At 60.5% G+C, this 24,412-nt stretch carries 16 protein-coding genes, 1 tRNA gene and 1 pseudogene; 9 read left to right on the top strand and 9 right to left on the bottom strand.

All coding sequences use genetic code 11. The annotated features are described in order from the left end of the window. Positions 1-31 precede the first annotated feature (31 nt). Positions 32-3,649, top strand: a complete 3,618-nt coding sequence (locus ACOQOT_RS10885) for a hydantoinase B/oxoprolinase family protein (protein WP_420559291.1) — start codon at positions 32-34, stop codon at positions 3,647-3,649. Between the two features lie 440 nt (positions 3,650-4,089). Here the strand turns inward: ACOQOT_RS10885 and ACOQOT_RS10890 are convergent, their stop codons facing one another. Continuing rightward, positions 4,090-4,644 carry a carboxymuconolactone decarboxylase family protein gene (locus ACOQOT_RS10890; protein WP_420559292.1) on the bottom strand — a complete coding sequence of 185 codons (555 nt, stop codon included), beginning with the start codon at positions 4,642-4,644 and terminating at the stop codon, positions 4,090-4,092. Between the two features lie 94 nt (positions 4,645-4,738). On the opposite strand from ACOQOT_RS10890, the gene ACOQOT_RS10895 reads away from it, so the two are divergent. Next, positions 4,739-5,143 carry a winged helix-turn-helix transcriptional regulator gene (locus ACOQOT_RS10895; protein ID WP_420559293.1) on the top strand — a complete coding sequence of 135 codons (405 nt, stop codon included), beginning with the start codon at positions 4,739-4,741 and terminating at the stop codon, positions 5,141-5,143. Here the strand turns inward: ACOQOT_RS10895 and metH are convergent. From metH to ACOQOT_RS10910, 3 genes and pseudogenes are all read right to left on the bottom strand, one after another. Next, a pseudogene (metH, locus tag ACOQOT_RS10900) lies at positions 5,140-8,889 on the bottom strand (methionine synthase). The gene ACOQOT_RS10895 and the pseudogene metH overlap by 4 nt on opposite strands. 10 nt (positions 8,890-8,899) lie before the next feature. Then, the gene (metF, locus tag ACOQOT_RS10905; RefSeq protein ID WP_420559294.1) at positions 8,900-9,817 is read right to left on the bottom strand and encodes a methylenetetrahydrofolate reductase [NAD(P)H]; all 918 of its coding nucleotides are present in this window, start codon (positions 9,815-9,817) and stop codon (positions 8,900-8,902) included. Next, positions 9,814-10,797: an ArsR/SmtB family transcription factor gene (locus tag ACOQOT_RS10910; RefSeq protein ID WP_420559295.1), complete on the bottom strand. Its 984-nt coding sequence runs from the start codon at positions 10,795-10,797 to the stop codon at positions 9,814-9,816. The genes metF and ACOQOT_RS10910 overlap by 4 nt, the downstream gene beginning before the upstream one ends. 362 nt (positions 10,798-11,159) lie before the next feature. Between ACOQOT_RS10910 and ACOQOT_RS10915 the strand changes: the two genes are divergently transcribed. Both ACOQOT_RS10915 and ACOQOT_RS10920 read left to right on the top strand, forming a co-directional pair. Continuing rightward, complete coding sequence (locus ACOQOT_RS10915; protein ID WP_420559296.1) at positions 11,160-11,945, top strand: VacJ family lipoprotein; 786 nt, start codon at positions 11,160-11,162, stop codon at positions 11,943-11,945. A gap of 83 nt (positions 11,946-12,028) precedes the next feature. Further along, positions 12,029-12,772, top strand: coding sequence for an MlaC/ttg2D family ABC transporter substrate-binding protein (locus ACOQOT_RS10920; protein WP_420559297.1), 744 nt, complete (start codon positions 12,029-12,031; stop codon positions 12,770-12,772). Between the two features lie 76 nt (positions 12,773-12,848). Here the strand turns inward: ACOQOT_RS10920 and ettA are convergent, their stop codons facing one another. Next, positions 12,849-14,507, bottom strand: coding sequence for an energy-dependent translational throttle protein EttA (gene ettA / locus ACOQOT_RS10925; protein WP_420559298.1), 1,659 nt, complete (start codon positions 14,505-14,507; stop codon positions 12,849-12,851). A gap of 349 nt (positions 14,508-14,856) precedes the next feature. On the opposite strand from ettA, the gene ACOQOT_RS10930 reads away from it, so the two are divergent. From ACOQOT_RS10930 to ACOQOT_RS10945, 4 genes are all read left to right on the top strand, one after another. Continuing rightward, a complete protein-coding gene (locus tag ACOQOT_RS10930) occupies positions 14,857-16,401 on the top strand; it encodes an HD domain-containing phosphohydrolase (protein ID WP_420559299.1) in 1,545 nt (514 codons plus the stop codon). A 95-nt stretch (positions 16,402-16,496) separates the two neighbouring features. Then, positions 16,497-16,573 (top strand) — tRNA-Ile (locus tag ACOQOT_RS10935). Positions 16,574-16,717: 144 nt separating this feature from the next. Beyond that, complete coding sequence (locus ACOQOT_RS10940; protein ID WP_420559300.1) at positions 16,718-17,455, top strand: SIMPL domain-containing protein; 738 nt, start codon at positions 16,718-16,720, stop codon at positions 17,453-17,455. Between the two features lie 121 nt (positions 17,456-17,576). Then, complete coding sequence (locus ACOQOT_RS10945; protein ID WP_420559301.1) at positions 17,577-18,683, top strand: DJ-1/PfpI family protein; 1,107 nt, start codon at positions 17,577-17,579, stop codon at positions 18,681-18,683. A gap of 22 nt (positions 18,684-18,705) precedes the next feature. Here the strand turns inward: ACOQOT_RS10945 and panD are convergent, their stop codons facing one another. Beyond that, on the bottom strand, positions 18,706-19,053 hold the full coding sequence (gene panD, locus ACOQOT_RS10950) for an aspartate 1-decarboxylase (RefSeq protein ID WP_420559302.1): 348 nt from the start codon (positions 19,051-19,053) through the stop codon (positions 18,706-18,708). A 137-nt stretch (positions 19,054-19,190) separates the two neighbouring features. Further along, the gene (locus tag ACOQOT_RS10955; RefSeq protein ID WP_420559303.1) at positions 19,191-20,057 is read right to left on the bottom strand and encodes a LysR family transcriptional regulator; all 867 of its coding nucleotides are present in this window, start codon (positions 20,055-20,057) and stop codon (positions 19,191-19,193) included. A 147-nt stretch (positions 20,058-20,204) separates the two neighbouring features. Here ACOQOT_RS10955 and ACOQOT_RS10960 point away from each other — a divergent pair, with 147 nt between their 5' ends. Continuing rightward, on the top strand, positions 20,205-21,845 hold the full coding sequence (locus ACOQOT_RS10960) for an acyl-CoA dehydrogenase family protein (protein ID WP_420559304.1): 1,641 nt from the start codon (positions 20,205-20,207) through the stop codon (positions 21,843-21,845). A gap of 57 nt (positions 21,846-21,902) precedes the next feature. On the opposite strand, the gene rpoD is transcribed toward ACOQOT_RS10960, so the two are convergent. After that, complete coding sequence (rpoD, locus tag ACOQOT_RS10965) at positions 21,903-23,903, bottom strand: RNA polymerase sigma factor RpoD (protein WP_420559305.1); 2,001 nt, start codon at positions 23,901-23,903, stop codon at positions 21,903-21,905. A gap of 184 nt (positions 23,904-24,087) precedes the next feature. Beyond that, on the bottom strand, positions 24,088-24,297 hold the full coding sequence (locus ACOQOT_RS10970) for a hypothetical protein (protein ID WP_420559306.1): 210 nt from the start codon (positions 24,295-24,297) through the stop codon (positions 24,088-24,090). Positions 24,298-24,412: the final 115 nt, after the last annotated feature.

A 24,412-nucleotide genomic window follows, 5' to 3' on the forward strand; every position in this document is an offset into this window, starting at 1 on the left:
ACGGGCCCCAAGCTGTGGCAGGTTCCGCCTCATGAACCGGCAAAACGCATCTTCCCGCTGGGATTTCTGGATCGACCGGGGCGGCACCTTCACGGATATCGTGGCGCGCCGGCCGGACGGCACGCTGACGACTCACAAGCTGCTCTCGGAAAATCCGGGCCAATATGAAGATGCCGCCCTGCAGGGCATCCGCGATCTTCTGGGGCTTGAAAAAGAGGCCCCTATCCCCTCCGAGTGCATCGGCGCCGTGAAGATGGGCACCACCGTCGCCACCAACGCGCTTTTGGAGCGCCGCGGCGAGCCGGTACTTTTTCTCTCCAATAAAGGCTTTGCCGATGCGCTGGCGATCGGCACCCAGGCGCGCCCGCATCTTTTCAAGCTGAAGATCGAAAAGCCCGAAATGCTTTACGCGAAGGTGGCCGAAGTGCCGGGCCGCATGAGCGCGGAAGGTGAAGAGCTCGAAGCTTTCGATGAGGCGGAAACACGCCGTGTGCTGCAGGAAGCCTATGACGAAGGCCTGCGCGCCCTCGCCATCTGCTTCATGCATGCCTACCGCTATAGCGACCATGAAAAACGCGCGGCCGAGCTTGCCCGCGATATTGGCTTTACCCAGGTCTCGGCGAGCCACGCGGTCAGCCCCCTCATGAAATTCGTGCCGCGCGGGGACACGAGCGTGGTCGATGCTTATCTCTCCCCCATTCTGCGCCGCTATGTGGACCGGGTGGCGGGCGCTATCGGCGAAAAGGACGATGCCGATTGCCGCCTGATGTTCATGCAATCCTCCGGCGGGCTGACGGATGCGCATTTCTTTCAAGGCAAGGACGCGATCCTTTCAGGTCCTGCGGGCGGGGTCATCGGTGCGGTGGAAACGAGCGCCATGGCCGGCTTCGACAAGATCATCGGCTTTGACATGGGCGGCACCTCCACCGATGTCTGCCACTACGACGGCGCGCTCGAGCGTTCTTTCGATACGGAAGTTGCGGGCAGTCGCCTGCGCGCGCCGATGATGCAGATCCATACCGTGGCGGCGGGCGGCGGCTCGCTTCTGACATTCGATGGCGCAAGGCTGCGCGTCGGTCCGGCCTCCGCCGGCGCCGATCCCGGTCCCGCCTGCTACCGCAAAGGCGGCCCCCTTGCCGTGACGGACGCCAATGTCATGACGGGTAAATTGTTGCCGGAGTTTTTCCCGAGCGTCTTCGGCCCGAACGCAGATGAACCCATCGACCGGCAGGCGGCGGCAGAAAAATTCCGCGCGCTGGCAAAAGAGATGGGCAGCGGCATGAAGCCGGAGGAACTTGCCGACGGGTTCCTCGCCATTGCCGTTGAAAACATGGCCCAGGCGATCAAGAAGATTTCCGTGCAGCGCGGCTATGATATTTCCGATTACGCGCTGACCTGTTTCGGCGGCGCGGGCGGCCAGCATGCCTGCCTCGTTGCCGATGCGCTCGGCATGTCGAAAATTTTCTTCCATCCTTTCTCCGGCATTCTTTCGGCCTATGGCATGGGCCTTGCCGATCTCAGCGCTTCGCGCGAGCAAGCCGTGGAAAGGCCGCTTGCGCGCGAGAGCGAGGCAAAGCTGGACGCGCTTCAGGCGGAGCTGGAAGCCGCCGCCCGCGCCGAAATCAAAGCGCAAGGCATTGCGGGGGGCCGCAACACCGCGGCCTGCCGCCTGCACCTGCGCTATGAAGGCACGGACACCGCCCTTCTCATTCCCCGCGCGGGGCTTGCCGAAACCAAAGCCCGCTTCGAAGAAGCGCACCGCCAGCGCTTCGGCTTTCTCACCCCCGACAAAGCCATCATCGTCGAAGCGCTTTCGGTGGAATGCGCCGGGCGGGACAGCCAGGTTGAAGAAAAACTCGAAGCCGATACCCCCCGGCACGGCCCGCTCCACCCCGCCGCCGAAACCGAGTTCTTTTCCGGCGGTGCCTGGCACGGGGCAAAGGTCTTCCGGCGCGCGCAGATGCGTCCCGGCGATGATGTAGAAGGCCCTGCCATCCTGATCGAGGATCACCAGACCATCATCATCGAGCCCGGCTGGAAAGGCACGGTGACAAAGCATAATCACATCGTGCTGTCCCGCACGGCCGCGCTGCCTAAAAGGCGCGCCATCGGCACGAAAGCCGATCCGGTGATGCTAGAGATTTTCAATAACCGTTTCATGTCCGTTGCCGAGCAGATGGGTTTTACCCTCGAAAAGACCGCCCATTCGGTAAACATCAAAGAGCGGCTCGATTTTTCCTGCGCCATTTTCGACAAGACCGGCGCGCTCGTCGCCAATGCGCCCCATGTGCCCGTGCATCTGGGCTCGATGGGCGCCAGCGTCGAAACCGTTATCGCGCAGAACCCGGATATGGCGCCGGGCGACGTCTTCGTTCTGAATGCGCCTTATAATGGCGGCACGCATCTGCCCGATGTGACCGTGATCGCCCCCGTCTATGATGAGGCGGGCAAAGAAAAACTCTTCTATGTCGCAGCGCGCGGCCACCAGGCTGACATTGGCGGTATCACGCCGGGTTCCATGCCTGCCCATTCAAAGTCCGTGGAAGAAGAAGGCATCCTGATCGACAATTTCAAACTCGTGGAAAAAGGTACCTTTCGCGAGGAGGCGATCCGCGAGCTTTTAAGCAGCGGGCCCTATCCTGCCCGCAGCCCCGATCAAAATATCGCGGACCTGCGCGCGCAGATCGCGGCCTGCGAAAAAGGCGCACAGGAACTGCGCAAGCTTGCTGCGCAATTCGGCCTTGAAACGGTGAATGCCTATATGGCCCATGTTCAGGACAATGCCGAGGAAAGCGTGCGCCGCGTTATCACGCGCCTCAAAGACGGTTCCTTCGAACAGGAAATGGACGACAGCGCGCGCATCAAAGTCGCCGTCCGCGTCGATGAAAAGGCCCGCAGCGCCTCTATCGACTTCACCGGCACGAGCCCGATGCAACCGACAAACCTCAACGCGCCTTCCGCCGTGGCGCGCGCCGCCGTGCTTTATGTCTTCCGCTGCCTCGTCGACGATGAAATCCCGCTGAATGAGGGCTGCCTGAAACCGCTGGAACTCATTATCCCGGAAGGCTCGCTTCTCTCCCCCACCTATCCGGCAGCCGTTGTCGGCGGCAATGTGGAGACGAGCCAGGCCGTAACGGACGCGCTGTTCGGCGCGCTCGGCACCATGGCAGCCGCGCAAGGCACGATGAACAATCTCACCTTCGGCAATGCGCGCTATCAATATTATGAAACGATCTGCGGCGGGGCGGGTGCGGGCCCGGATTTTCCGGGCGCCGATGCCGTCCACACCCATATGACGAATTCGCGCCTCACCGATCCTGAAATTCTGGAATGGCGCTTTCCCGTCATCCTGGACGGCTTTTCCATCCGCCAAGGCTCGGGCGGTGAAGGCGCGCAGCGCGGCGGCAACGGCATCGAGCGGATCATCCGTTTCCGCGAGCCCATGGATGTTGCGATCCTCGCCACGCACCGGCGCATTCCCCCCTTCGGCATGGCGGGCGGGGCGCCCGGCGCGCTCGGTGAAAACGCGCTGCGCCGCGCGGGCGGCAAGGAAGAGCCGCTCGCCGGCGCCGTGCAGGTTTCCTTGCAAAAGGATGAGGCCATCATCATCCGCACGCCGGGCGGCGGCGGTTATGGGCCGCCCCGCTAGGCTTTTCCCGTTAACCTCTGCCGATTAACGGGGTCCGTTAAAGCCCAGCCGCCCCTTAACACTTTCCGGCAAATTGCCGCAGGGTCCGCACCCCGCTCCCGTTGAATCAAGCACTTACCGCGCCTGCGAAAATTAGGGTCCTCCCCCTCCGGCAGCGCAGCAACGAATCTGTTTGGAAAGACAGGGTTAACCATGCACACTTCTGGGGCGACAATGCGCAACCAACCGAGACGGGAGTCCCCCATGAGAAACATGCTCTCGATTCGAGTTGAGTACCTATTCCCCTGCATGGTCATGGTGTTTATCGGCGCTGTGACAGTCGGGTTCATTTGATCTACCCCTGAGGATTTACCTCTGACGGGGCATCTCGCAGAACAGCTGAAAGGGCCCGGAGGCATGCCGGGCCCTTTCTCTTTGGGCCTTTCGCTCTAGGACTTGGCTCAAGCGCTTTCGGGAAAGCGCGCGGCATACGTCTCAAGCGGCAGTTTGAGCCCGTTCACCACGAACGACACCATGTGATAAAGCCCGGCAAGCACCACCATTTCGATCAGCTGCTCGTCGGAGAAGGCCTCTTTCAGCCGCGCCCACAGCCCATCGCTTAGCGTCTGCGTGCGGTGCAGCTCATCCACCAGTTCCATGATCAGTTTTTCCTCCCCGCTCCAGCAGGAAGCGGAGGCGCCGTCCGCTGCCACAGTCGCGGCGATTTCTTCAGCGCCGAACCCCACTTTCTCGGCAAAGAAGGCGACATGGACGCCCCACTCATATTCCCCGCCGCAGAGCCCGCAGGCCCGGTCGATAACAATTTCCCGCTGGCGCATCGTCAGCGTGCCTTTGTCGAGAAGGCCGCCCGCCATAAAACGGCGGAAGACGCGCGGGTTGCGCGCCAGCGTGCGGAACAACACCAGTGGCTCCACGCCTTCCGGCATCAGCCGGGATAGCGTTTCTTCCATGTCTTTTTCATATGGCTGCACGGCCGGGTCGATACGGGTATTCATTGCATGCTCCATTGCTACGTTTTAAGTAGCAAAAGATTTACGCTTCTTTTTCCGTAGCGCAAGACCTAAAATGCCGGAAACAGGAGAGGACGAGATGGCACCGCCCGGAAAAGCCCAAAAAACAGCGAAGAAACCCGCGCCGAAAGCCGGGAAGAAATCCGCCCCCCGGCCCGGCCGCCCGGTCCGCGGCTCGGCGACGGGCCGGCCCGTCATGGCGCTGATCGACCTCATCGGCCGGCGCTGGGTCCTGCGCATTCTCTGGGAACTGCGCGGCGCGCCCCTCACCTTCCGCGCTTTGCAGGAGGCATGCGGCGGCATTTCGCCGAGTGTTCTCAATGCGCGCCTTGCCGATCTGAAGGAAACCGGACTGCTTGAACATGAAGAGGCCGAAGGCTACCGCATGACGCAATTGGGGCGCGAGCTGACCGAGCAGCTCACGCCCCTAACAGGCTGGGCGGAACGCTGGGCCCGCCAACTCGAAAAATCGCGGAAGCCTTAAGCGGCGACTTCCTCGCCCGGCGTGTAATTGAGGATCGGGGCAAGCCAGCGCTCGGCATCTTTGACGCTCATGCCCTTGCGCTTGGCATATTCCTCGATCTGATCTTTCTCGACTCTGCCGACACCGAAATAATGCGCCTCCGGGTGCGCGAAATAGAGCCCGCTGACCGACGAGCCCGGCCACATGGCAAAGCTTTCGGTAAGCTCGATGCCCGCATTCTGTTCAGCGTTCAAAAGGTCGAAAAGAATGCGCTTTTCCGTGTGATCGGGCTGAGCGGGATAGCCCGGCGCCGGGCGGATGCCCTGATATTTCTCTGCGATCAACTCTTCATTCGTCAGCGTTTCATCCGGCACATAGGCCCAAAACTCCTTGCGCACGCGCTGATGCATGCGCTCGGCAAAGGCTTCGGCAAACCGGTCCGCCAGGGCTTTGAGGAGAATGGAGCTGTAATCGTCCTTTGCTTCTTCAAAACGCCGGGCAATCTCGTCTTCCCCGTGGCCCGCCGTCACCGCAAAGCCGCCGATATAATCGGCAATGCCCGTGGCCTTGGGCGCGATGAAATCGGCAAGCGCGATATTGTAGCGGCCTTCTTTCTTCGCCATTTGCTGGCGCAGCGTATGCAGCACCGCCAATTCCCCGCTCCGGCTTTCATCCGTATAAAGCGCGATATCGTCCTCGCCCACCTGATTGGCCGGCCAGAAACCGATCACGCCTTTCGGATGCATCCATTGTTCCGAAACGATCTTCTCCAGCATCTCCTGCGCGTCTTTGAAGAGCGCGCGCGCCGCCTCCCCGCGCGTGGAATCATCGAGGATCGCCGGATATTGCCCCTTGATTTCCCAGGTCGAGAAGAAAGGCGTCCAGTCGATATAGGGGATGAGTTCTTCGAGCGAATAATCCTCGAAGACTTTCACCCCCGTGAAGCTGGGCTTCACCGGCTGATAGCCGTCCCATTTCACCGGATAGCGGTTGCGCCGGGCTTCGGCGAGGCTCGTGCGCGGGCCGCGCGCGCGCTGGCTGGCATGAGCCTCAGCCATGCGCTCATATTCGGCGAGAATTTCCGCGCGGTAAGCCCCGCCTTTTTCTTCTGAAAGAAGGTTCGAGCAAACGCCCACGGCTTTCGACGCGTCGGGCACATAGACCGCCTGGCCGCGCTTGTAATTCGGGTTGATCTTAACTGCCGTGTGCACCCGGCTCGTTGTCGCCCCGCCGATAAGCAGCGGAATATCGAAATCCTGCCGTTCCATTTCAGCAGCCACATGGCACATCTCATCGAGGCTCGGCGTAATGAGACCCGAAAGGCCGATAATATCGACCTCTTCCTTCTTCGCCGTCTCGATGATTTTCGCCGCCGGCACCATCACGCCGAGGTCGATCACCTCGTAATTGTTACATTGCAGAACGACGCCGACGATGTTCTTGCCGATATCGTGCACATCGCCCTTTACCGTCGCCATCAGGATCTTGCCTGCCGCCGAGCGGCTGTCGATACCGAGATCCTTTTTCTCTTGCTCCATGTAAGGCATGAGATGAGCCACAGCCTGCTTCATCACGCGGGCGCTTTTGACAACCTGCGGCAGGAACATCTTGCCCGAGCCGAAAAGATCGCCCACCACATTCATCCCCGCCATGAGCGGACCTTCGATGACATGGAGCGGGCGTTCGGCTTTCAGCCGCGCTTCTTCCACGTCCTCTTCGATATATTGGGTAATGCCTTTGACGAGCGCATGCTTCAGGCGCTCTTCCACCGGCGCCTCGCGCCAGGACAGGTCTTCTTCCTGCTTGCGCCCGCCCTCGCCTTTATATTTTTCCGCCGCTTCCAGAAGCCGCTCGGTGGCATCTTCCCGCCGGTTGAGGATCACATCCTCGACCAGCTCGCGCAGTTCCGGTTCGATCTCTTCATAGATCGCAAGCTGCCCGGCATTGACGATGCCCATATCCATCCCCGCCTGAATGGCGTGGTAAAGGAAAACGGAGTGCATCGCCTCGCGCACTTTCTCGTTCCCGCGGAAAGAGAAGGAGACGTTGGACACACCACCTGAAATATGAGCATGCGGCAGGTTCTGTTTGATCCGGCGCGTGGCATCGATGAAATCCACCGCATAATTATTGTGTTCTTCGATACCCGTCGCCACAGCGAAAATATTGGGATCGAAAATAATGTCTTCCGCCGGAAAGCCGACTTCCTCAGTCAGAATTTTGTAAGAGCGTTCGCAAATCTCGTATTTGCGGTTCGCGGTATCCGCCTGCCCCACTTCATCGAACGCCATCACCACCACGGCGGCGCCATAGCGTTTGATCTTGCGCGCTTGCTCGACGAAAGGTTCCTCACCTTCCTTCAGGCTGATCGAATTGACGATCGCCTTGCCTTGCACGCATTTCAGTCCCGCTTCGATGACCGACCATTTGGAAGAGTCGATCATGATCGGCACGCGGGCGATATCGGGCTCGGAGGCGATGAGATTGAGGAAGCGCACCATGGCCGCTTCCGAATCCAGCATCCCCTCATCCATGTTCACATCGATGATCTGCGCACCGTTTTCCACCTGGGAGCGGGCAACGGCCAGCGCTTCTTCATAATCCCCGTTCAGGATCAGCTTTTTGAATTTCGCCGATCCCGTCACATTGGTGCGTTCACCGACATTGATGAATGTTGCTGTCGCCTCGGTCATAAAAAGCTCGATCTGTTACGCGTGAACGAAGGGTTCGAGACCCGAAAGTCTCATCTTTGTTTCGGGGTGCGGAATTTCACGCGGCGGCACATTCGCTACCGCCTCCGCAATCGCTTTGATATGTTCCGGCGTCGTGCCGCAGCACCCGCCGACGATATTCACCAGGCCCGCCTCGGCAAACTCGCCCACAAGCTTGGCCATATATTCCGCCGACTGGTCATATTCGCCGAACTCGTTCGGCAGGCCCGCATTGGGATGGGCGGAAACATTCGTGTCGGCAACGCGGGACAGCTCTTCCACATATTGGCGCAGCTGCTCGGCACCAAGCGCGCAATTAAGCCCGATGGAGAAGGGCTTAGCATGGCGCACCGAATACCAGAAGGCTTCCGGCGTCTGACCGGAGAGAATGCGGCCCGCCGCATCCGTGATCGTGCCGGAAATCATCACCGGCAGCTCGAAGCCCTGCGCATCGAAAATGTCCTGCAGCACATAAAGCGCCACTTTGGCATTGAGCGTGTCGAACACGGTTTCGATCATGATCACGTCCGCCCCGCCTTCGATAAGCCCTTCGGCGGCATCCTTATAGGCGGCGTAAAGATCGTCAAACGTGACATTGCGGAAGCTGGGATCGTTTACATCCGGCGAGATGGAAGCCGAACGCGGCGTTGGCCCGAGCACGCCGATCACCCAGCGCAGCTTGCCGTCTTCGCTTTCGGCAATATCGGCTGCCTCACGGGCGATCTGCACGCTTTTCACATTCATTTCGCGCGCCAGATGCTCAAGATCGTAATCGGCCTGCGCGATCACTGTGGCGCCGAATGTGTTCGCCTCGGCAAAATCCGCGCCCGCCCGGTAATAGGCCAGGTGAATGTCGCGCAGAATATCCGGGCGCACGAGGCCGATCAGTTCGCTATTGCCTTTCACGTCCTTGGGATGGTCTTTCAGAATATCGCCGCGGTAATCTTCTTCCTGCAGCTTATAGCCCTGGATCATCGTGCCCATGGCGCCGTCCAGTACAAGAATGCGCTCCTTGACCGCTTTGTAGAGTTCTTGAATGCGTTCTTCGCGTGTCATCGCGCGTCTCCTATTCGGCCGCTTTCAGGCCGGGCGTCGGTTTCGTCGAGGGCTTGAGGCCCAGAATGTGGCAGATCGCATAAGTCAGATCCGCCTGATTGAGCGTATAGAAATGAAAGTCCCGGAAGCCCATGCGCTCCAGATCGTGCACTTGCTCCACCGCCACGGCAGCGGCGATGAGCTTGCGTGTCGTTAGATCATCGTCGAGCCCTTCATAATAATCGGCGAGCCAGCCGGGCACGGTGGCGCCGCATTTTTCGGCCATGCGGCTGATGCCTTTGAAATTCGTGGTCGGCATGATGCCCGGCACGATCGGCACGTTGATCCCGGCTTTTTCGGCCCGCTCCATGAAAGTGCCGTAGATCGAGGAATCGAACGTGAACTGCGTAATGGCGCGGGTGGCGCCTGCCTCGATCTTTTCCTGCAAGAGCCGCAAATCCGCATCCCCATCGGGCGATTCCGGATGGCGCTCGGGATAGGCGGAGACCGACACTTCAAAGTCACCGATCGCCTTGATGCCGCGGATCAGCTCCGGCACGCTTTGATAGCCTTTTTCGTGGGGCTTATAGGGCGCGCCAAGCTCGGGCATATCCCCGCGCAGCGCCACGATATGGCGGATACCCGCATCCCAATAGGCCTGCACCACCTCATCCACCTCATCGCGCGAGGCGCCGACACAGGTCAGATGCGCGGCAGGCTTCAGCAAAGTTTCCTTGACGATCCGCGCCACGGTCGCATGGGTGCGCTCGCGCGTCGAGCCGCCCGCGCCATATGTCACCGAGACGAAATTGGGCTGCAAAGGCTCCAGCCGCTTGATGGACTCCCAAAGCGTTTCTTCCATCTTTTCCGTTTTCGGCGGAAAGAATTCGAAGGAAACGCGCAGGTCCTCCCTGCCCCGGATTTTATCGCCCAGCCTTACCATACTCATGCCTCCTCAAGCCGGCGCCCTGCTGCGCGCGCCGGTTGCTTCCTACCGCCGGCAGCCGGTTTTTCCGCCGCCCAAATCAATACCGTCAGTTTCGCCTCACCGCCTTCAGGCGGCAGTTCGATAATGTCGCCGCCCGCAAGGCCTGCCCGCGCGCACCAGGCGCTGACTTCCTCCGGCGCAAAGCCGAGCCGGCGGTGCGCCTGTTCCTCGCGCAGGAAATCGAGCTCATGAGGCGCAAAATCCGCAATGAGCAGCCGCCCGCCGGGCCTTAGCACCCGGGCCGCCTCCGCCAGCGCCGCGGCCGGGTCATCGAGATAATGCAGCACCTGGTGCAGCGTCACGAGATCCTGGCTGTCATCGGGCACCGGCAGATCAAAAAGATCGCCCTGGCGCACCTGGCAATGGGTCAGCCCCCCCTCTTCCAGCTTTGCACGGGCAAAGGCCAGCATTTCCGGGCTCATGTCGAGGCCGATACCGCTTTCCACTTTCCCCGCGAAAACCTCCAAAAGCCGGCCCGTACCGGTGCCGAGATCGAGCATATCGCCGATGCGGGTTTCGGGGACAAGTTCCAGCAGCGCCGCCTCCACCCGTGCCTCGGGCACATAAAGCGCGCGGATGCGGTCCCATTCTTCCGCATTCTCCCGGAAGAAAGCCGCCGCCCGCTCGGCCCGGCCCTGGCGCACTTCCTCCAGCCGCTCGATATCGCGCGTCAGAACGGGGTCGCCCGCCGGCAGCAGCGCCATCAGCGCCTGGGCAAGCTCGGCGCTCTGGCCAAGGCGGGCCAAACGGTAAAACACCCAGCTTCCCTCGCGGAAGCGGTCGAGCAGCCCCGCCTCACATAAAAGTTTCAGGTGGCGGCTGACGCGCGGCTGGCTTTGCCGCATGATCTGGGTGATCTCGCTCACCGTTAGTTCGCTTTGGGCAAGCAGGGCCAGAAGGCGCAGCCGGGTAGGCTCGCCTGCCGCTCTCAATCCTGTCACGAGACCGCCCATGGTCCGGCTTGCTCCATCGTCGCCAATAGGCCAAAGGCCGCTTTTGGCGGCCTGCTGTTGCGAGTTATATAAATATATCTTTATGTCTGCAAGTGATTTCACGGTTCGCGTCATTTTCGCAACAGCTTTGCGATTTCAGAAAAGTGAAACGCGGGGCCGCTGGTTATGCCCAAGCCCCTGTGATAGCTAAAAATTCTGGGGTTAACCGCGATTCTGACGCGCTTGGCGCGGGCGTTCATATGCCCTTAAGAGCGCTGCGGTTAAGGATTGCGTTCCGCCTTTGCTCCGGCAAATACCTGGAAGCAGAAATAAGGCGCTTATATATGAGCGTGCCCATAGCAGGAGCAACTATGACCGAGCTCGTGAATAACAAGGTAAACAAGGCGCTGGCCCTGGTTCTTGGCGTCTCTCTCTTCGCTGCAGGCTGCGCCACGGCGCCGGACCCGGCGGATGAGGCGGCGGTTGCCGCTTATGAGGAAGCCAACGACCCGCTGGAGCCGATGAACCGTTATTTCTTCGAGCTCAACCGGTTTGCCGACATCATTCTGCTGCGCCCGGCCGCTGAAATTTACGACGGGGTGCTGCCGCGCCAGGCCAAACAGGGCGTGCGCCATTTCCTCGACAACCTGCGCGCGCCGGTCATTCTGGCCAACGACGTGCTGCAGGGCGAATGGAACCGCGCCGAAACCACGGCAACGCGCTTCGGCATCAACACGACCGTCGGTGTGCTCGGCCTCGACGATCCGGCCACAGATTACGGCTATACCCGCCACGGTGAGGATTTCGGCCAGACGCTTGCCGTTTACGGCGTCAATGAAGGCCCCTATCTCTTCCTGCCCGTTCTGGGCCCGGCCCCGCCCCGCGACCTGACGGGCGTCGTGGTCGATCAGTTCTTCGATCCTTTGACCTATATCTTCTGGGATGACGGCTACACCGTGCCGGTGACACGCTTCGTGCTGAACGGCGTGGACCTTCGGGCGCGTAACCTAGAAGTTCTCGACGAAATCGAGCGTACGTCCGTGGACTATTACGCCACCATTCGCAGCCTCTACCGCCAAAGCCGTGCGGAAGAGATCGCAAATGGTCAAACAAATGTCGAAGATTTGCCCGATATCTCGAATATCAGCTTTGAGTAGCTCTTCAGTTTAAGCGTACGTCCTGAAGACGCAGCACCTTCGAATAACCAACAGGAGGGCCCGTTTCGGCGGGCACAGCGACCATGACCACGTTTTCTGAGGCCGTAGCTCCCTCGGCCCGCCCCCTCGCAAACCTCTTTGCCGGCGCGGCCCTTGCCGCCGGGCTGCTGATCGCCGGTTTCGCGCCTGCTTTTGCAAATCCGAAAGAGGAAGCAAAAGCCTATGTGCAGCAGCTGGCCGATGAGACAATTGCCATTCTCTCCAAGGACGGTCAGACGCCGAGCGAACGCGAAGCCGCCTTCCGCGAACTCTTCACCGAGAATCTGGATATTCCCCGCGTGGCAGGCTTTGCGCTTGGCCAATATGCCCGCCTGCCCTCTCCTGAGGAGAAAAAGGAATATATCCAGCTCATCGAAGAGTTCATCGTCAAGGTCTACGCCAACCGGCTCTCCGCCTATACCGACCAGACCTTCCATGTGAACGGCGCCGTGGAAAAAGGCTCCAAGGGCAAGGAAGTGATAGTTGAAAGCAAGATCGAGTTTGCCAGCGGCCGCGAGCCGGTGCCGGTGGACTGGTGGCTGCTGCGCCAGGATGAGGGCTTCAAGGTCTTCGACGTGAAGGTGCTCGGCATCTGGATGGCGCAGGAACAGCGCGACACGTTCATCTCGGTCATCCGCAACAATGGCGGCAAGTTCGAGCCGCTGCTGAAACATCTGCGCGCCCAGATCGGCCAGGCGGAAGAAGAAATCCAGCAGAAACTGACCGGCGAAGCCCAGCCGCAGCCCGGCGACACCCCGGCCGAAGAAGAAGCGCCGGCAAGCGAATAAGCCCGCAGCTCTTCAATTCAAACACAAAAACGGCGCCCCGCGGGGCGCCGTTTCTTTATCCGGAAAACCAGACCACTCAGTCGCGGCTAAAGCGCTTGTATTTGATCCGGTGCGGGACGATTTCTTCATCCCCAAGACGCCGCTTCCGGTCTTCCTCGTAATCGGCATAGTTACCTTCGAACCATTCGACATGGCTGTCGCCTTCAAAGGCCAGGATATGCGTGGCGATACGGTCGAGGAACCAGCGATCGTGGCTGATGACGACGGCGCAGCCGGCGAAATCCACCAGCGCATCTTCCAGCGCCCGCAGCGTATCGACGTCGAGATCGTTAGTCGGTTCGTCAAGCAGCAAGAGATTGGCGCCCGATTTCAGCATCTTGGCCAGATGCACCCGGTTGCGCTCACCGCCCGACAGCAGGCTGACTTTCTTCTGCTGATCGCCGCCCTTGAAATTGAAGGCGCCGACATAGGCTCGGCTCGGCATGGTCTGCTTGCCAAGCTCCAGCACATCCAGCCCGTCCGACACCACCTCCCAAACGGTTTTGTTCGGGTCGAGATCGTCGCGGGTCTGATCGACATAGCCGAGCACCACCGTGTCCCCGACACGCATCGAGCCGGCATCCGGTTCCTCCTGACCCGTAATCATACGGAAGAGCGTCGTCTTACCGGCGCCGTTCGGACCGATCACACCGACAATACCGCCGGGCGGCAGCGAGAAGGAGAGATCCTCGATCAGAAGCCGGTCGCCATAGGCTTTGGAAAGCCCCTCGGCTTCCAGCACCAGGCTGCCAAGACGGGGGCCTGCCGGAATGATGATCTGCGCCTTGCCGTCCTGCGCCTTGCCGGCGCTCGCCACCAGCTCGTCATAGGCGCGGATACGGGCCTTGTTCTTGGCCTGGCGGGCTTTGGGCGACGCCTTGATCCATTCAAGTTCCCGGTCGAGCGTGCGCTGGCGGGCTTCTTCCTGGCGCCCTTCCTGTTCGAGACGCTTTTTCTTCTGCTCCAGCCAGGACGAATAATTGCCTTCGTAAGGAATGCCTTGGCCCCGGTCGAGCTCCAGAATCCAGCCTGTTACATTGTCGAGGAAATAGCGGTCATGGGTAACGAGCACGACGGTGCCCGTGTAATCGCGCAGGTAATGTTCGAGCCAGGCAACCGATTCCGCATCGAGATGGTTGGTCGGCTCATCGAGCAGGATCATGTCCGGCTCGGAAAGCAGCAGCTTGCAAAGCGCGACGCGGCGCTTTTCCCCGCCCGAGAGCTTGGCCACTTCCGCGTCGCCTGCCGGGCAGCGCAGCGCGTCCATCGCCATTTCGATCTGGCTGTCGAGATCCCAGAGGTTCTGCGCGTCGATTACGTCCTGAAGCTGCGCCATTTCATCGGCCGTCTCGTCCGAATAATTCATGGCAAGCTCATTATAGCGCTCCAGCATGGCTTTCTTTTCCGCCACACCGTCCATGACATTACCGAGCACGTCCTTCTCGCCGTCGAGCTCCGGCTCCTGGGGCAGATAACCGACCTTGACGCCCTCCGCCGCCCAGGCCTCGCCGGTATACTCGCTGTCCTGCCCCGCCATGATTTTCATCAGCGTGGACTTACCCGAGCCGTTCACCCCCACAACGCCGATCTTGGCGCCGGGCAGGAAGGAAAGGCGGATATCTTTGAGCACCTGCTTGCCGCCCGGATAGGTCTTGGACAAGCGGTCCATCACGTAAACATATTGATACGACGCCATGAATTCCCTCTGCTCTGCCTGATGCTTGGCCTGGGCCAGGGCTGAAACCGCCCGCCGCCGGCCATTGACTTGGGGCAGAGTAGTAACGGATTGCGCTGCCCGGAACAACGCCGGATAAACCCCGCCCTTCCCTGCCTTTTTCACGCCGGAGGGCGGCACGCCCCGCCTTGCCCTGTCCTGAAAAGGGGCAAAACCCAGTGCAAACTAAGAGGGCCTTAACCAATTCGTTTAGGGCTTGTTTAAAACACCCTCACCTATGGTTGAGCCGTGGGGTTGGGCATTTGCGCCCGCGGAAAACGCGGCGGCATTTCCAAACCGATAGATGAACGTGAGCCAGAAAGGTTCCAGCATGACGTTCGCGCCAAGCGAAGAGAGATTTCTGTTTGCCGAGGAACGGCCGGCGGAAGTCCCCCATCACGGGGTTTGGAAAGTTCTCATCGTCGACGATGAACCGGAGGTGCATTCGGTCACGCGCCTTGCGCTGCACGACGTTGTCTTTGCAGGGCGCGGTCTGGAGCTGATCTCGGCGCACTCCGCGTCCGAAGCCGAAGACATTATGCGCCGCCACAGCGACATTGCCGTCATCCTTCTCGACGTGGTGATGGAAACCGACAATGCCGGGCTCGAGCTTATTCGCCGCATCCGCGATACGATGCGCAATACCGCAACGCGCATCATCCTGCGCACCGGCCAGCCGGGCCAGGCGCCGGAGCGCGATGTCATCATCCGCTACGATATCAACGATTACCGTGAAAAGACCGATCTGACGTCTTCTCATCTCTTCACCGCCATTTACGGCGCGCTGCGCGCCTACCGCGACATCAATGCGCTCGAGCATCATCAGGAAGGGCTGGAAGAAGTCATTGCCGCCACCTCCGCCCTCTTCGAATGCCAGAGCCTGAGTGCCTTTACCCGCACCGCCGAATACCGCTTCCCCAAACTACTGGCCAAGACGACCGCGAGCCGCGCCACGAATATCGACATGATCTGGGCCAAGCGCGTCGACGGGGACAATCTCGACGTGATCGCGGCTACCGGCGCGCTCCGCCCGCTTGCCGGCTGCACAACCGTCTCGGACCTGCCGGAAATCTTGCTGCAACGTTTCGACGAGCTTGAAAAAGCCGGCTCTATCGTCACCGGCACCTGGCTTGGCGGGCTCTACCGTGAAAGCGCCACGCTCGAATATGTCTTCTACATGGAAGGCCTGCATGCGCTGACGCCGACGGACCGCAACCTGCTCGACGTTTATATGCGCCAGGCGACCAGCGCCTTCGACAATCTGGTTCTCAGCCAGCAGCTCGACGAAACCCAGCGCGAAATCGTCTACCGGCTGGGCGAAGCGGTGGAAAGCCGCTCCCAGGAGACCGGCAACCACGTCAAGCGTGTGGCGGAAATCAGCCGCCTGATTGCGCGCGGCGCAGGGCTCTCACCGCGGGACTGCGACATTATTTTCCACGCCTCGCCCTTGCACGATGTCGGCAAGATCGCCATTCCCGATGCGATCCTCAACAAGCCCGGCAAGCTGACGGCGGACGAATGGGAAATCATGAAAACCCATGCCACCAAGGGATATGAGATGCTCGCAAATTCCGAGCGCCCGATCCTGAAAGCGGCAGCCGTGATCGCCCGCGACCATCACGAAAAATGGGATGGCTCGGGTTACCCGGAAGGACGCCGGGGCGAGGAGATCGACATTATGGGCCGCATCACGGCGGTAGCGGATGTTTTCGATGCCCTGGGCTCGGACCGCTGCTACAAAAAAGCCTGGCCGCTCGACAATGTCCTGGACCTCTTCCGCCGGGAAAGCGGCAAGCATTTCGACCCGAAGCTCGTCGACATTCTCTTCGACAATCTGGACACGATCAAAGAAATCCAGCAGCGCTATTCCGACTGACGCCGCCCTTTGCCCCTGCCGGACCCTCAGCAGGCGCTTCCGGTCCCCGCCAAGTTCTGCTATACGCCCCTTGATGTCCTTCTGGATGTCTTTGGGGGCCTGTAGCTCAGTTGGTTAGAGCGAACCGCTCATAACGGTTTGGTCGCAGGTTCGAGTCCTGCCGGGCCCACCATCCTCTCTTTTCCCGTTTTTCCGCCGCAATGACCCCATATCTTGGCTTAAGACAAAGGGCCATAAACGCCGCATTTTTGTCTCAATCGGCAGCCATGCTGCGCGCGTCACGAAACGGGTCCGCGACAATCCAAAGGGGTTTCCCATGCAACAGACGGCGCATAAAAATACGGCAAAAATCCTTAGCGCTTTTGCTGCTCTCATCATCCTTGCCGGCGGAACGCTGGCGGCGCATGCCGACGATACGCCTTTCCGCCGCACCATCCAGGTTTCCGGCGAAGGCAAGATCAACGCCGTGCCCGATACCGCTCATATCAATTCCGGCGTCGTCACCGAGGCGAAAACCGCCCGCGAGGCGCTGACCGCCAATACCGAGGCCATGAACAAAGTCTTCGCCGCGCTGGAAGAAATCGGCATCGAAAAGCGCGACATCCAGACCTCTCAGTTCAACATCAACCCGGTTTACACCTATCCCGAGCGCGGCTCGAACGAAGTGCCGACCATCAAATCCTACCGCGTGACGAATGCGCTTTCCGTGCGCCTGCGCGATACGGACAAGATCGGCGCGGTGCTGGACAAGCTCGTCACCGTCGGCTCGAACCGGGTGAGCGGTGTCGGCTTTGAAGTTTCCAACGCCAAAGCCATGTTGGACAAGGCGCGCGAGGATGCAGTGAAAGACGCGCTGCGCAAGGCGAAAGTCTATGCCGCCTCCGCCGGCGTGGTGTTGGGCCGGGTGCTCACCATCAATGAAGGCGGCAGCTATGTGCCCCAGCCGAAAATGATGATGCGCGCGGCGATGGAAGATTCAGGTTCCGCCGTTCCCATTGCCTCGGGCGAGCAGGAATTGACGGCGAGCGTCAACCTCACCATCGAAATCGAGTAAGACAATATTTGCCCCGGTTTCCGCACGGGCCCCGCGCCCGGCGGAAATCGAGGGGCAATTGTCCTTGTCCCCCGCCCGCTCTCCCCGCGATGCTGGCTCCGCATAAACCTGGAGCCCACCGATGAGAGCCTTTGCCGCCCCCCTTCTGACCTTCCTTATTCTCTGCACATGCGTTCTTAGCTTGCCGGTAAAGGCTGCGGAACGGGTCACGCCGAAGCATGGCCGCGCGGAGCTTGTCGTTGCCATTCTCGCGCAGAACGACGGGACCGAGATCACCGATTTCCTCGTGCCCCATGCGCTTCTGTCCGAAGCTCCCGGCACGAAGGTTCTTGCCGTTGCAGAAGAACCGGGGCCCATCTCCTTCTGGCCGGCACTGAAAGCCGAGCCCGACATGGATCTTGCAAAATTCGATGCCGCCTGGCCGGAAGGCGCAGACCTCATCGTCGTGCCTGCCGTGCACGATCCCCAGAACGCGCGCCTGACCGCCTGGCTCCGCGCGCAGGCCGCCAAAGGCGCCTTTATCGCCTCGATCTGCGATGGCAGTCTCCTCCTCGCAGAAAGCGGCGTGCTCGACGGACATGAAGCGACAGGGCACTTCTATACCAAAGACAATCGCCGCACCGACTACCCGCACGTCACCTGGCATGCCAACAGGCGCTATGTGGAAGACGGCCGTTTCCTCACCTCTTCCGGTGTGAGTGCCTCACTGCCCGCCTCCTTGCGCCTTGTGGAGCGGATCGCAGGACCCGCGGAAGCGCAAAAGCTTGCGGCGCGCTACGGCATTGCATCCTACGGACCGCAGCACAATAGCGACCGTTTCAACATCGGCTTGCGCGAGATTAGCACCGCGCTTACGAACTTGCTTTTCGGCTGGCCGCGCAGCACCTACGCCGTGCTGGGCAAAGACGGCATGGATCAGGTGGACCTTGCCTTCGCCGTCGATATGGGCGCGCGCAGCTGGGAATCCGCCTCCTCGCTTGCCGCAGATGGCACCGAGCTTAGAACTGCGCAAGGTCTGCGCTTTTATCCGGACATGAGCATGGAAGAAGCGCAGAGCGCGCTCACCCTCGCCCTGCCCGGTGACGCCCGCAGCGCCGATGTCACGCTTTCAAGCAGCGCCAGCTTGCGCAGCGATATGCTGAAACTTCTTGAAGAAACCCACGGCGCGGCAACAGCTAGCTTCATCGCCACGCAAATCGAGTACCCGCTGGAAACGCAATTGCCTTGACCGGACGCGGTAATGGCACGCCTTAAAGCGGCTCGTTGCCCTCACCCATCAGCACGACGCGGGGCTCATGGGTTTCCGCTTCCGCCGCGCTCATCTGCGCATAAGCGATGATGATGACGAGATCGCCGACCTGCGCCTTGCGAGCGCCCGCGCCGTTAATGCCGATCATACGTGAGCCGGCCGGCGCTTCGATGGCATAAGTCGTGAACCGCTCACCATTATTGATGTTGAGTACATCCACCTGTTCGTTCGGCAAAATACCGGAACGCGCCAGAAGATCCTTATCGATGGAGATCGAGCCTTCATAATGAAGATCGCATTGCGTCACCACCGCGCGGTGCAGCTTGGCTTTCAGCATGGTGAGATTCATCGAGGCACTCCCAAGGGTCCAGACATACGCGGCGGGCACCGCCCCTTGCGCAAACGCGGCGCACCATATAGCCGCCCCGCCCCCGCCGCAACCGTTTCAAGCCTGCATAAATGCCCACACTGCTGCAGGCCTGACGGTCAAAAAGAAAATGCAGAGAAAAGCTCGTCCCATATGGGATCACGCCAGGACAAAACGATCTCGCGCATCAGATCCACCCCGTCGACACGCCGCCAGACGGCGCCTTTGCCCAAATGCGCACGGGCCACGCTCTCTGGCATAAGGCAAACCCCTGCGCCCGCTGCAACAAGTCCCGCCGCCCATTCATCGCTCGTGACGCGCGCAACAACGAAGGGATTGGCATGCCCGCGCCGCAGCAGTTCCGTCGCCGCCCGGGTTTCCTCGCTATGCATGCGCACGATCATCGGTTGGCCGTCGACCTCGGCAAGCGTCAGCATTTTCTTCTTGGCAAAGGGCGCGCTTGCGGGAACGGCAAGCCCATGCGGTTCTCTCACCAGACACCGCTCGCGGGTCTTCTCCTGCGCGGCGCTCTTAGCCGCGCGCTTCTCGGCAGCATTCTTGTTGGAACGCCGGACCGGCGCCCGCGCATCCAGCGCCAGACGCGTGGTCAGCACGGCATCTGCCCGTGCCCGTGCCAGCAGTCCGCCGCCCTCGTCCGGCTCCATCTCCAGAATGCGGCATTCGCCAATTTCCCCGTTTGCAAGCACCCCGCCGATAAAAGCCGACAGAAAATTGCCCGGCACGGCACGCGCCGCAGCAAGACGCAGGTACTGCCGCGCAGGCTCAGCCGAACCTGCCGCCCGCAGCGCATTGACCCGGTGTACGATCTGCCGCGCAGGTTCCAACACCTGCTCCCCCAGCGGCGTCAGCGAGACGCCCCTTCGGCTGCGCTCCAAAAGCCTGCCGCCAATTTCCTGCTCAAGCGCAGCAATACCCGCCGAAAGGGTCGGCTGGGTCACAAAACAGCGCCGTGCGGCGGCTGTCATGCCGCCTTCCTCCACCGCCGCCAAAAAGAAGCGCAGATGCGTCACATTCATAGGCAAATACTATGGATAATATCAATATTATCAATTTTTCTTATTTAACTCACGCTCCTAGGCTGGCCCCGATTTTGACAAGTGACGGGAAAGCTCATGTTCACAGCCTTGGAAGATCTGCCAAGCCGCAACCAGCCCGCGCCCCTGAGCGGCTATAACGCCTATGCCAGCCACAAGGCGCTGCGCGAAGCCATTAGCCGCGAAGCACCAGGCGCGGACGATACCCGGCTGCACGAGCTGGGGGCGACCGTCGGCAGCGCCGAGGTACAGGAACTGGTAAAGCGCGCCCATGAAAACCCGCCCCGCCTCCTTGCCCGCGATGCGGCGGGCGCGCGGCTCGATGAAGTGATCTTTCATCCAGCCTGGCACGACTGGATGCGCATCTGCATCGGCTCCGGCGCTCATTCACTCGGTTGGACCGATGAGCGGAAAGGTTCCGATGTCATCCGGGCGGCCCTCTTCTTGCTGCTGAACGAAGCTGATCAGGCAATAGCATGTCCGCTTGGCATGACCCATTGCTGCATTCCGGCGCTGGAAACCGACAAAGAGATCGCCGCCCGGTGGCGCCCGCGCATCACCTCCACCGCCTATGATCCGCGCAGCCTGCCTGCCGGCGAAAAAACCGGCCTGCTCATCACCATGGCTGTGACGGAACAGATTGCCGGCACCGACCTTAAGCAAATCGAGACGCAGGCCCTCCCCGATCCTGCAACGGGCGGCTATCTGCTGAGCGGACGGAAATGGTTCTATTCCGTCCCCCAGGCGGACGGCGCGCTGGTGCTCGCCCGCACCAAGAGCGGCATCAGCTGCTTTCTCATGCCCCGGTTCCGGCCCGATGGCACGCGGAACAGCATTTATCTGCACCGCCTGAAAGACAAAGCCGGCGACAGAGCCAATGCCTCAAGCGAAGCGGAACTGAAAAACGCCTGGGCACAGCGTCTTGGCGCCGAAGGGCGCGGCTTTGAAGTGATGTTCAAAATGATCCAGAACACCCGCTTCGATGTTGCCCTCTCATCGCTGGGGCTTATGCACCAGGCGGTTGCCCAAGCGCTCCACTATGCCGGCGGACGCATGGCATTCGGCGCACCGCTCAAAGACCTGCCGCTCATGGAAAACGTGCTGGCAGACCTGTCTCTTGAAAGCGAAGCCGCGCTCGTTCTGGCCATGCGCACGGCCCGCGCCATCGATGATGCCAAACACGGCGACAAACAAGCGGCACGCTTCGCCCGGATCGCCGTCGCTCTACATAAATATTGGACCTGCAAGCGAACGCCCTGGGCAGCTTTCGAAGCGATGGAAGTGTTCGGCGGTAACGGCTATATCGAAGACCGCCCCATGGCCCGGTTATACCGCCAAGCCCCCCTCAACAGCATTTGGGAAGGTTCGGGCAATGTGCTTTGCCTGGATGTATTGCGCGCCATTCGCCAGGACGGTGAAGCCTATGCCGCCGTGCTTGGCGAAATCGCATTGGCAAAATCCCACTGCGCCCTCCTCGACGATATACTGCGCGAGCTGGAGACATACCGCAGAGCACCGCCGGAAGAAGCCGCCGCGCGCCAATTCACCGAGAAACTGACGCTTGCGCTCCAGGCCTCTCTTCTCATCCGGTTTGCCCCGGCTTTTGTGGCCGATGCGCTTTGCGCCTCCCGCCTTGCCGCTTCATACCGCGGCGCCTTCGGCACCTTGCCGCATGGATGCCGAAACGGAGAGATCGTCGCCCGCGCGGCGCCTACCTAACAAAAAACCCCGGCGCTGCGAAGTGCCGGGGTTTTTTGCTTGCCGTTGCAGCAAGGATCAATTGTCGAGGAAGGAACGCAGTTTGCGGCTGCGGCTCGGGTGCTTCAGTTTGCGCAGCGCCTTTGCTTCGATCTGGCGGATACGTTCGCGCGTCACCGAGAACTGCTGGCCGACTTCTTCCAGCGTGTGGTCGGTATTCATGCCGATGCCGAAGCGCATACGCAGCACGCGTTCCTCGCGCGGGGTGAGCGAGGCGAGAACCCGCGTCGTCGTCTCGCGCAGGTTCGAGTGAATGGCCGCATCGATGGGCAGCACCGCATTCTTGTCTTCGATGAAATCGCCGAGGTGGCTGTCTTCTTCGTCACCGATGGGCGTTTCGAGGGAAATCGGCTCCTTGGCGATCTTCAGCACCTTGCGCACTTTTTCGAGCGGCATGGCGAGCTTCTCGGCCAGCTCCTCCGGCGTCGGCTCGCGGCCGATTTCGTGCAGCATCTGGCGCGAGGTGCGCACCAGCTTGTTGATCGTCTCGATCATATGCACCGGAATACGGATGGTGCGCGCCTGGTCGGCGATCGAACGGGTGATCGCCTGACGGATCCACCAGGTCGCATAGGTCGAGAATTTGTAACCGCGGCGGTACTCGAATTTATCCACCGCTTTCATCAGGCCGATATTGCCTTCCTGAATGAGATCGAGGAATTGCAGCCCACGGTTCGTGTATTTCTTGGCGATGGAAATCACGAGGCGGAGGTTCGCTTCCACCATTTCCTTCTTGGCCTGGCGCGCCTCGCGCTCACCCTTCTGCACCGTGTGGACGATGCGTCGGTATTCGGAAATGTCGAGACCGGTTTCCTGCACCAGTTCCTGAATTTCCGCGCGCAGGTTTTCCAGCGTGTCTTTTTCTTCCTTGGCGACGGAAGACCAGCCCTTGGCTTTCAGCTTGGCCACGCGCTCGACCCAGTTCGGGTCCATCTCGTTGCCGTAATATTGCGTGAGGAATTCCTGGCGCTTGACGCCGTGGCTTTCGGCAAGGCGCAAGAGGCGCCCTTCCAGCATCATCAGGCGTTTGTTGATGGCGTAGAGCTGCTCGACCAGGGAGTCGATACGGTTGTTGTTGAGCGAGAGGCTTTTGACTTCCTCGACGATCTCATCGCGCAGCTTCTTGTAGCGCTTCACCTGCGCCGAAGAGAGATCTTCGTTCTGCAGCACCAGCTCGTGCTTCTGGTCCTGCAGCTTGCGCAGCTTCTTGTAGTTCGAGGCGATGGCGTCGAAAGTTTCCAGAACTTTCGGCTTCAGTTCCGCTTCCATGGCGGCGAGGGAGAGCGAGTTCTCGTTATCCTCGTCGTCATCGTCGTCGTTTTCCTGAACCTCGTATTGCTCTTCGACCTCGCGGCCTTCGGCTTTCGCCTTCTCGCGTTCGAGCGCGGCCTGACTGCGGTCGATCTTTTTCGCGTCGGGCCCGGCATAGGTCGCATCGAGGTCGATAATATCGCGCAGCAGAATCTTGCCGTCATTCAGCTCGTCGCGCCAGATGATGATAGCCTGGAAGGTCAGCGGGCTTTCGCAGAGCCCGGCGATCATGGTTTCGCGGCCGGCCTCAATACGCTTGGCAATGGCGATTTCGCCTTCACGCGAGAGAAGCTCGACGGAGCCCATTTCACGCAGATACATGCGCACCGGATCGTCCGTGCGCTCCAGCGTGGTCGACGTGCTTTCGCTTTTGGTAACGGCGGAGGAGGCAGCCTTGGCGGGCACGCCGGCTTCTTCGTCCTCGTCGTCTTCTGCCGCGCTTGCTTCTTCGCTGCTGTCTTCGGTTTCGTCGTTCTCCACAACGGTGATGCCCATCTCGGAGAGCATCGCCATCGTGTCTTCGATCTGTTCGGAGGAAAACTCTTCGGACGGCAGAACTTTGTTCAATTCGTCATAAGTGACCCAGCCGCGCGCCTTGGCGGCTTTGATCATCTTCTTCACGCCAGCATCGGACATATCCAGAAGCGGGCTGTCGCTGCTCTCCGCCGAGGATTCCGTCTCTGCCGTTTCCGCCGTCTTGCTCGCCATTCAACGATCTCCGATCATGCACCATGGATCATGACCATAAAGCACAAGGCCTTTCGCGACCCTTTATGTGGACGATCTAGTCCGGTCGCGCACGCTTGCCAGTTGTGCCGTGTGGTTTAAGGCTTGTTCCCAACCCCTCCTAGGAATAGCCCGTTATATTTCATGACCCGCAGCTATGTTGTGCCTATTCGCTGTTCGAGAATCCGCCAAGCTCCGCCTGCACGGCTTTAAGCCTTGCCAGATTCTCTTCGGTCATCTCCTCAGCCAGTGCTCGTTCAGCCGCCTTCAATTCGGTTTGTAAATCCGATGCGTGCCTGTGCCGGTGAAGCAAGTGAAGGAACCCGTGTTCCGCTTCTTCAACCGAGGCATCGATCCGGGCAAACCGTTCGCTCATAAGCGAGGGCGCGTGCGTCAACCGCCGGGCGAGTTCCGAAAAAACCCCTGTGATTCAAGTGGTCCCCCAGCACTTCCCTTTCAAGAGGCGCATGGAGGGCGGCTATATCTATGAT

It is taken from the genome of Tepidicaulis sp., from assembly GCF_965222285.1.
Lineage (GTDB): Bacteria > Pseudomonadota > Alphaproteobacteria > Parvibaculales > Parvibaculaceae > Tepidicaulis.

What these genes read in the sequence shown, in the direction of transcription:
- ACOQOT_RS10895 (WP_420559293.1), top strand. Translation starts at nt 4,739, where the DNA reads ATGGCACCGCCCGGAAAAGCCCAAAAAACAGCGAAGAAACCCGCGCCG.
- ACOQOT_RS10970 (WP_420559306.1), bottom strand. Translation starts at nt 24,297, where the DNA reads ATGAGCGAACGGTTTGCCCGGATCGATGCCTCGGTTGAAGAAGCGGAA.
- ACOQOT_RS10945 (WP_420559301.1), top strand. Translation starts at nt 17,577, where the DNA reads ATGAGAGCCTTTGCCGCCCCCCTTCTGACCTTCCTTATTCTCTGCACA.
- ACOQOT_RS10920 (WP_420559297.1), top strand. Translation starts at nt 12,029, where the DNA reads ATGACCACGTTTTCTGAGGCCGTAGCTCCCTCGGCCCGCCCCCTCGCA.
- panD (WP_420559302.1), bottom strand. Translation starts at nt 19,053, where the DNA reads ATGAATCTCACCATGCTGAAAGCCAAGCTGCACCGCGCGGTGGTGACG.
- rpoD (WP_420559305.1), bottom strand. Translation starts at nt 23,903, where the DNA reads ATGGCGAGCAAGACGGCGGAAACGGCAGAGACGGAATCCTCGGCGGAG.
- ettA (WP_420559298.1), bottom strand. Translation starts at nt 14,507, where the DNA reads ATGGCGTCGTATCAATATGTTTACGTGATGGACCGCTTGTCCAAGACC.
- ACOQOT_RS10955 (WP_420559303.1), bottom strand. Translation starts at nt 20,057, where the DNA reads ATGACAGCCGCCGCACGGCGCTGTTTTGTGACCCAGCCGACCCTTTCG.
- ACOQOT_RS10915 (WP_420559296.1), top strand. Translation starts at nt 11,160, where the DNA reads ATGACCGAGCTCGTGAATAACAAGGTAAACAAGGCGCTGGCCCTGGTT.
- ACOQOT_RS10885 (WP_420559291.1), top strand. Translation starts at nt 32, where the DNA reads ATGAACCGGCAAAACGCATCTTCCCGCTGGGATTTCTGGATCGACCGG.
- ACOQOT_RS10890 (WP_420559292.1), bottom strand. Translation starts at nt 4,644, where the DNA reads ATGAATACCCGTATCGACCCGGCCGTGCAGCCATATGAAAAAGACATG.
- ACOQOT_RS10960 (WP_420559304.1), top strand. Translation starts at nt 20,205, where the DNA reads ATGTTCACAGCCTTGGAAGATCTGCCAAGCCGCAACCAGCCCGCGCCC.
- ACOQOT_RS10940 (WP_420559300.1), top strand. Translation starts at nt 16,718, where the DNA reads ATGCAACAGACGGCGCATAAAAATACGGCAAAAATCCTTAGCGCTTTT.
- ACOQOT_RS10930 (WP_420559299.1), top strand. Translation starts at nt 14,857, where the DNA reads ATGACGTTCGCGCCAAGCGAAGAGAGATTTCTGTTTGCCGAGGAACGG.
- metF (WP_420559294.1), bottom strand. Translation starts at nt 9,817, where the DNA reads ATGAGTATGGTAAGGCTGGGCGATAAAATCCGGGGCAGGGAGGACCTG.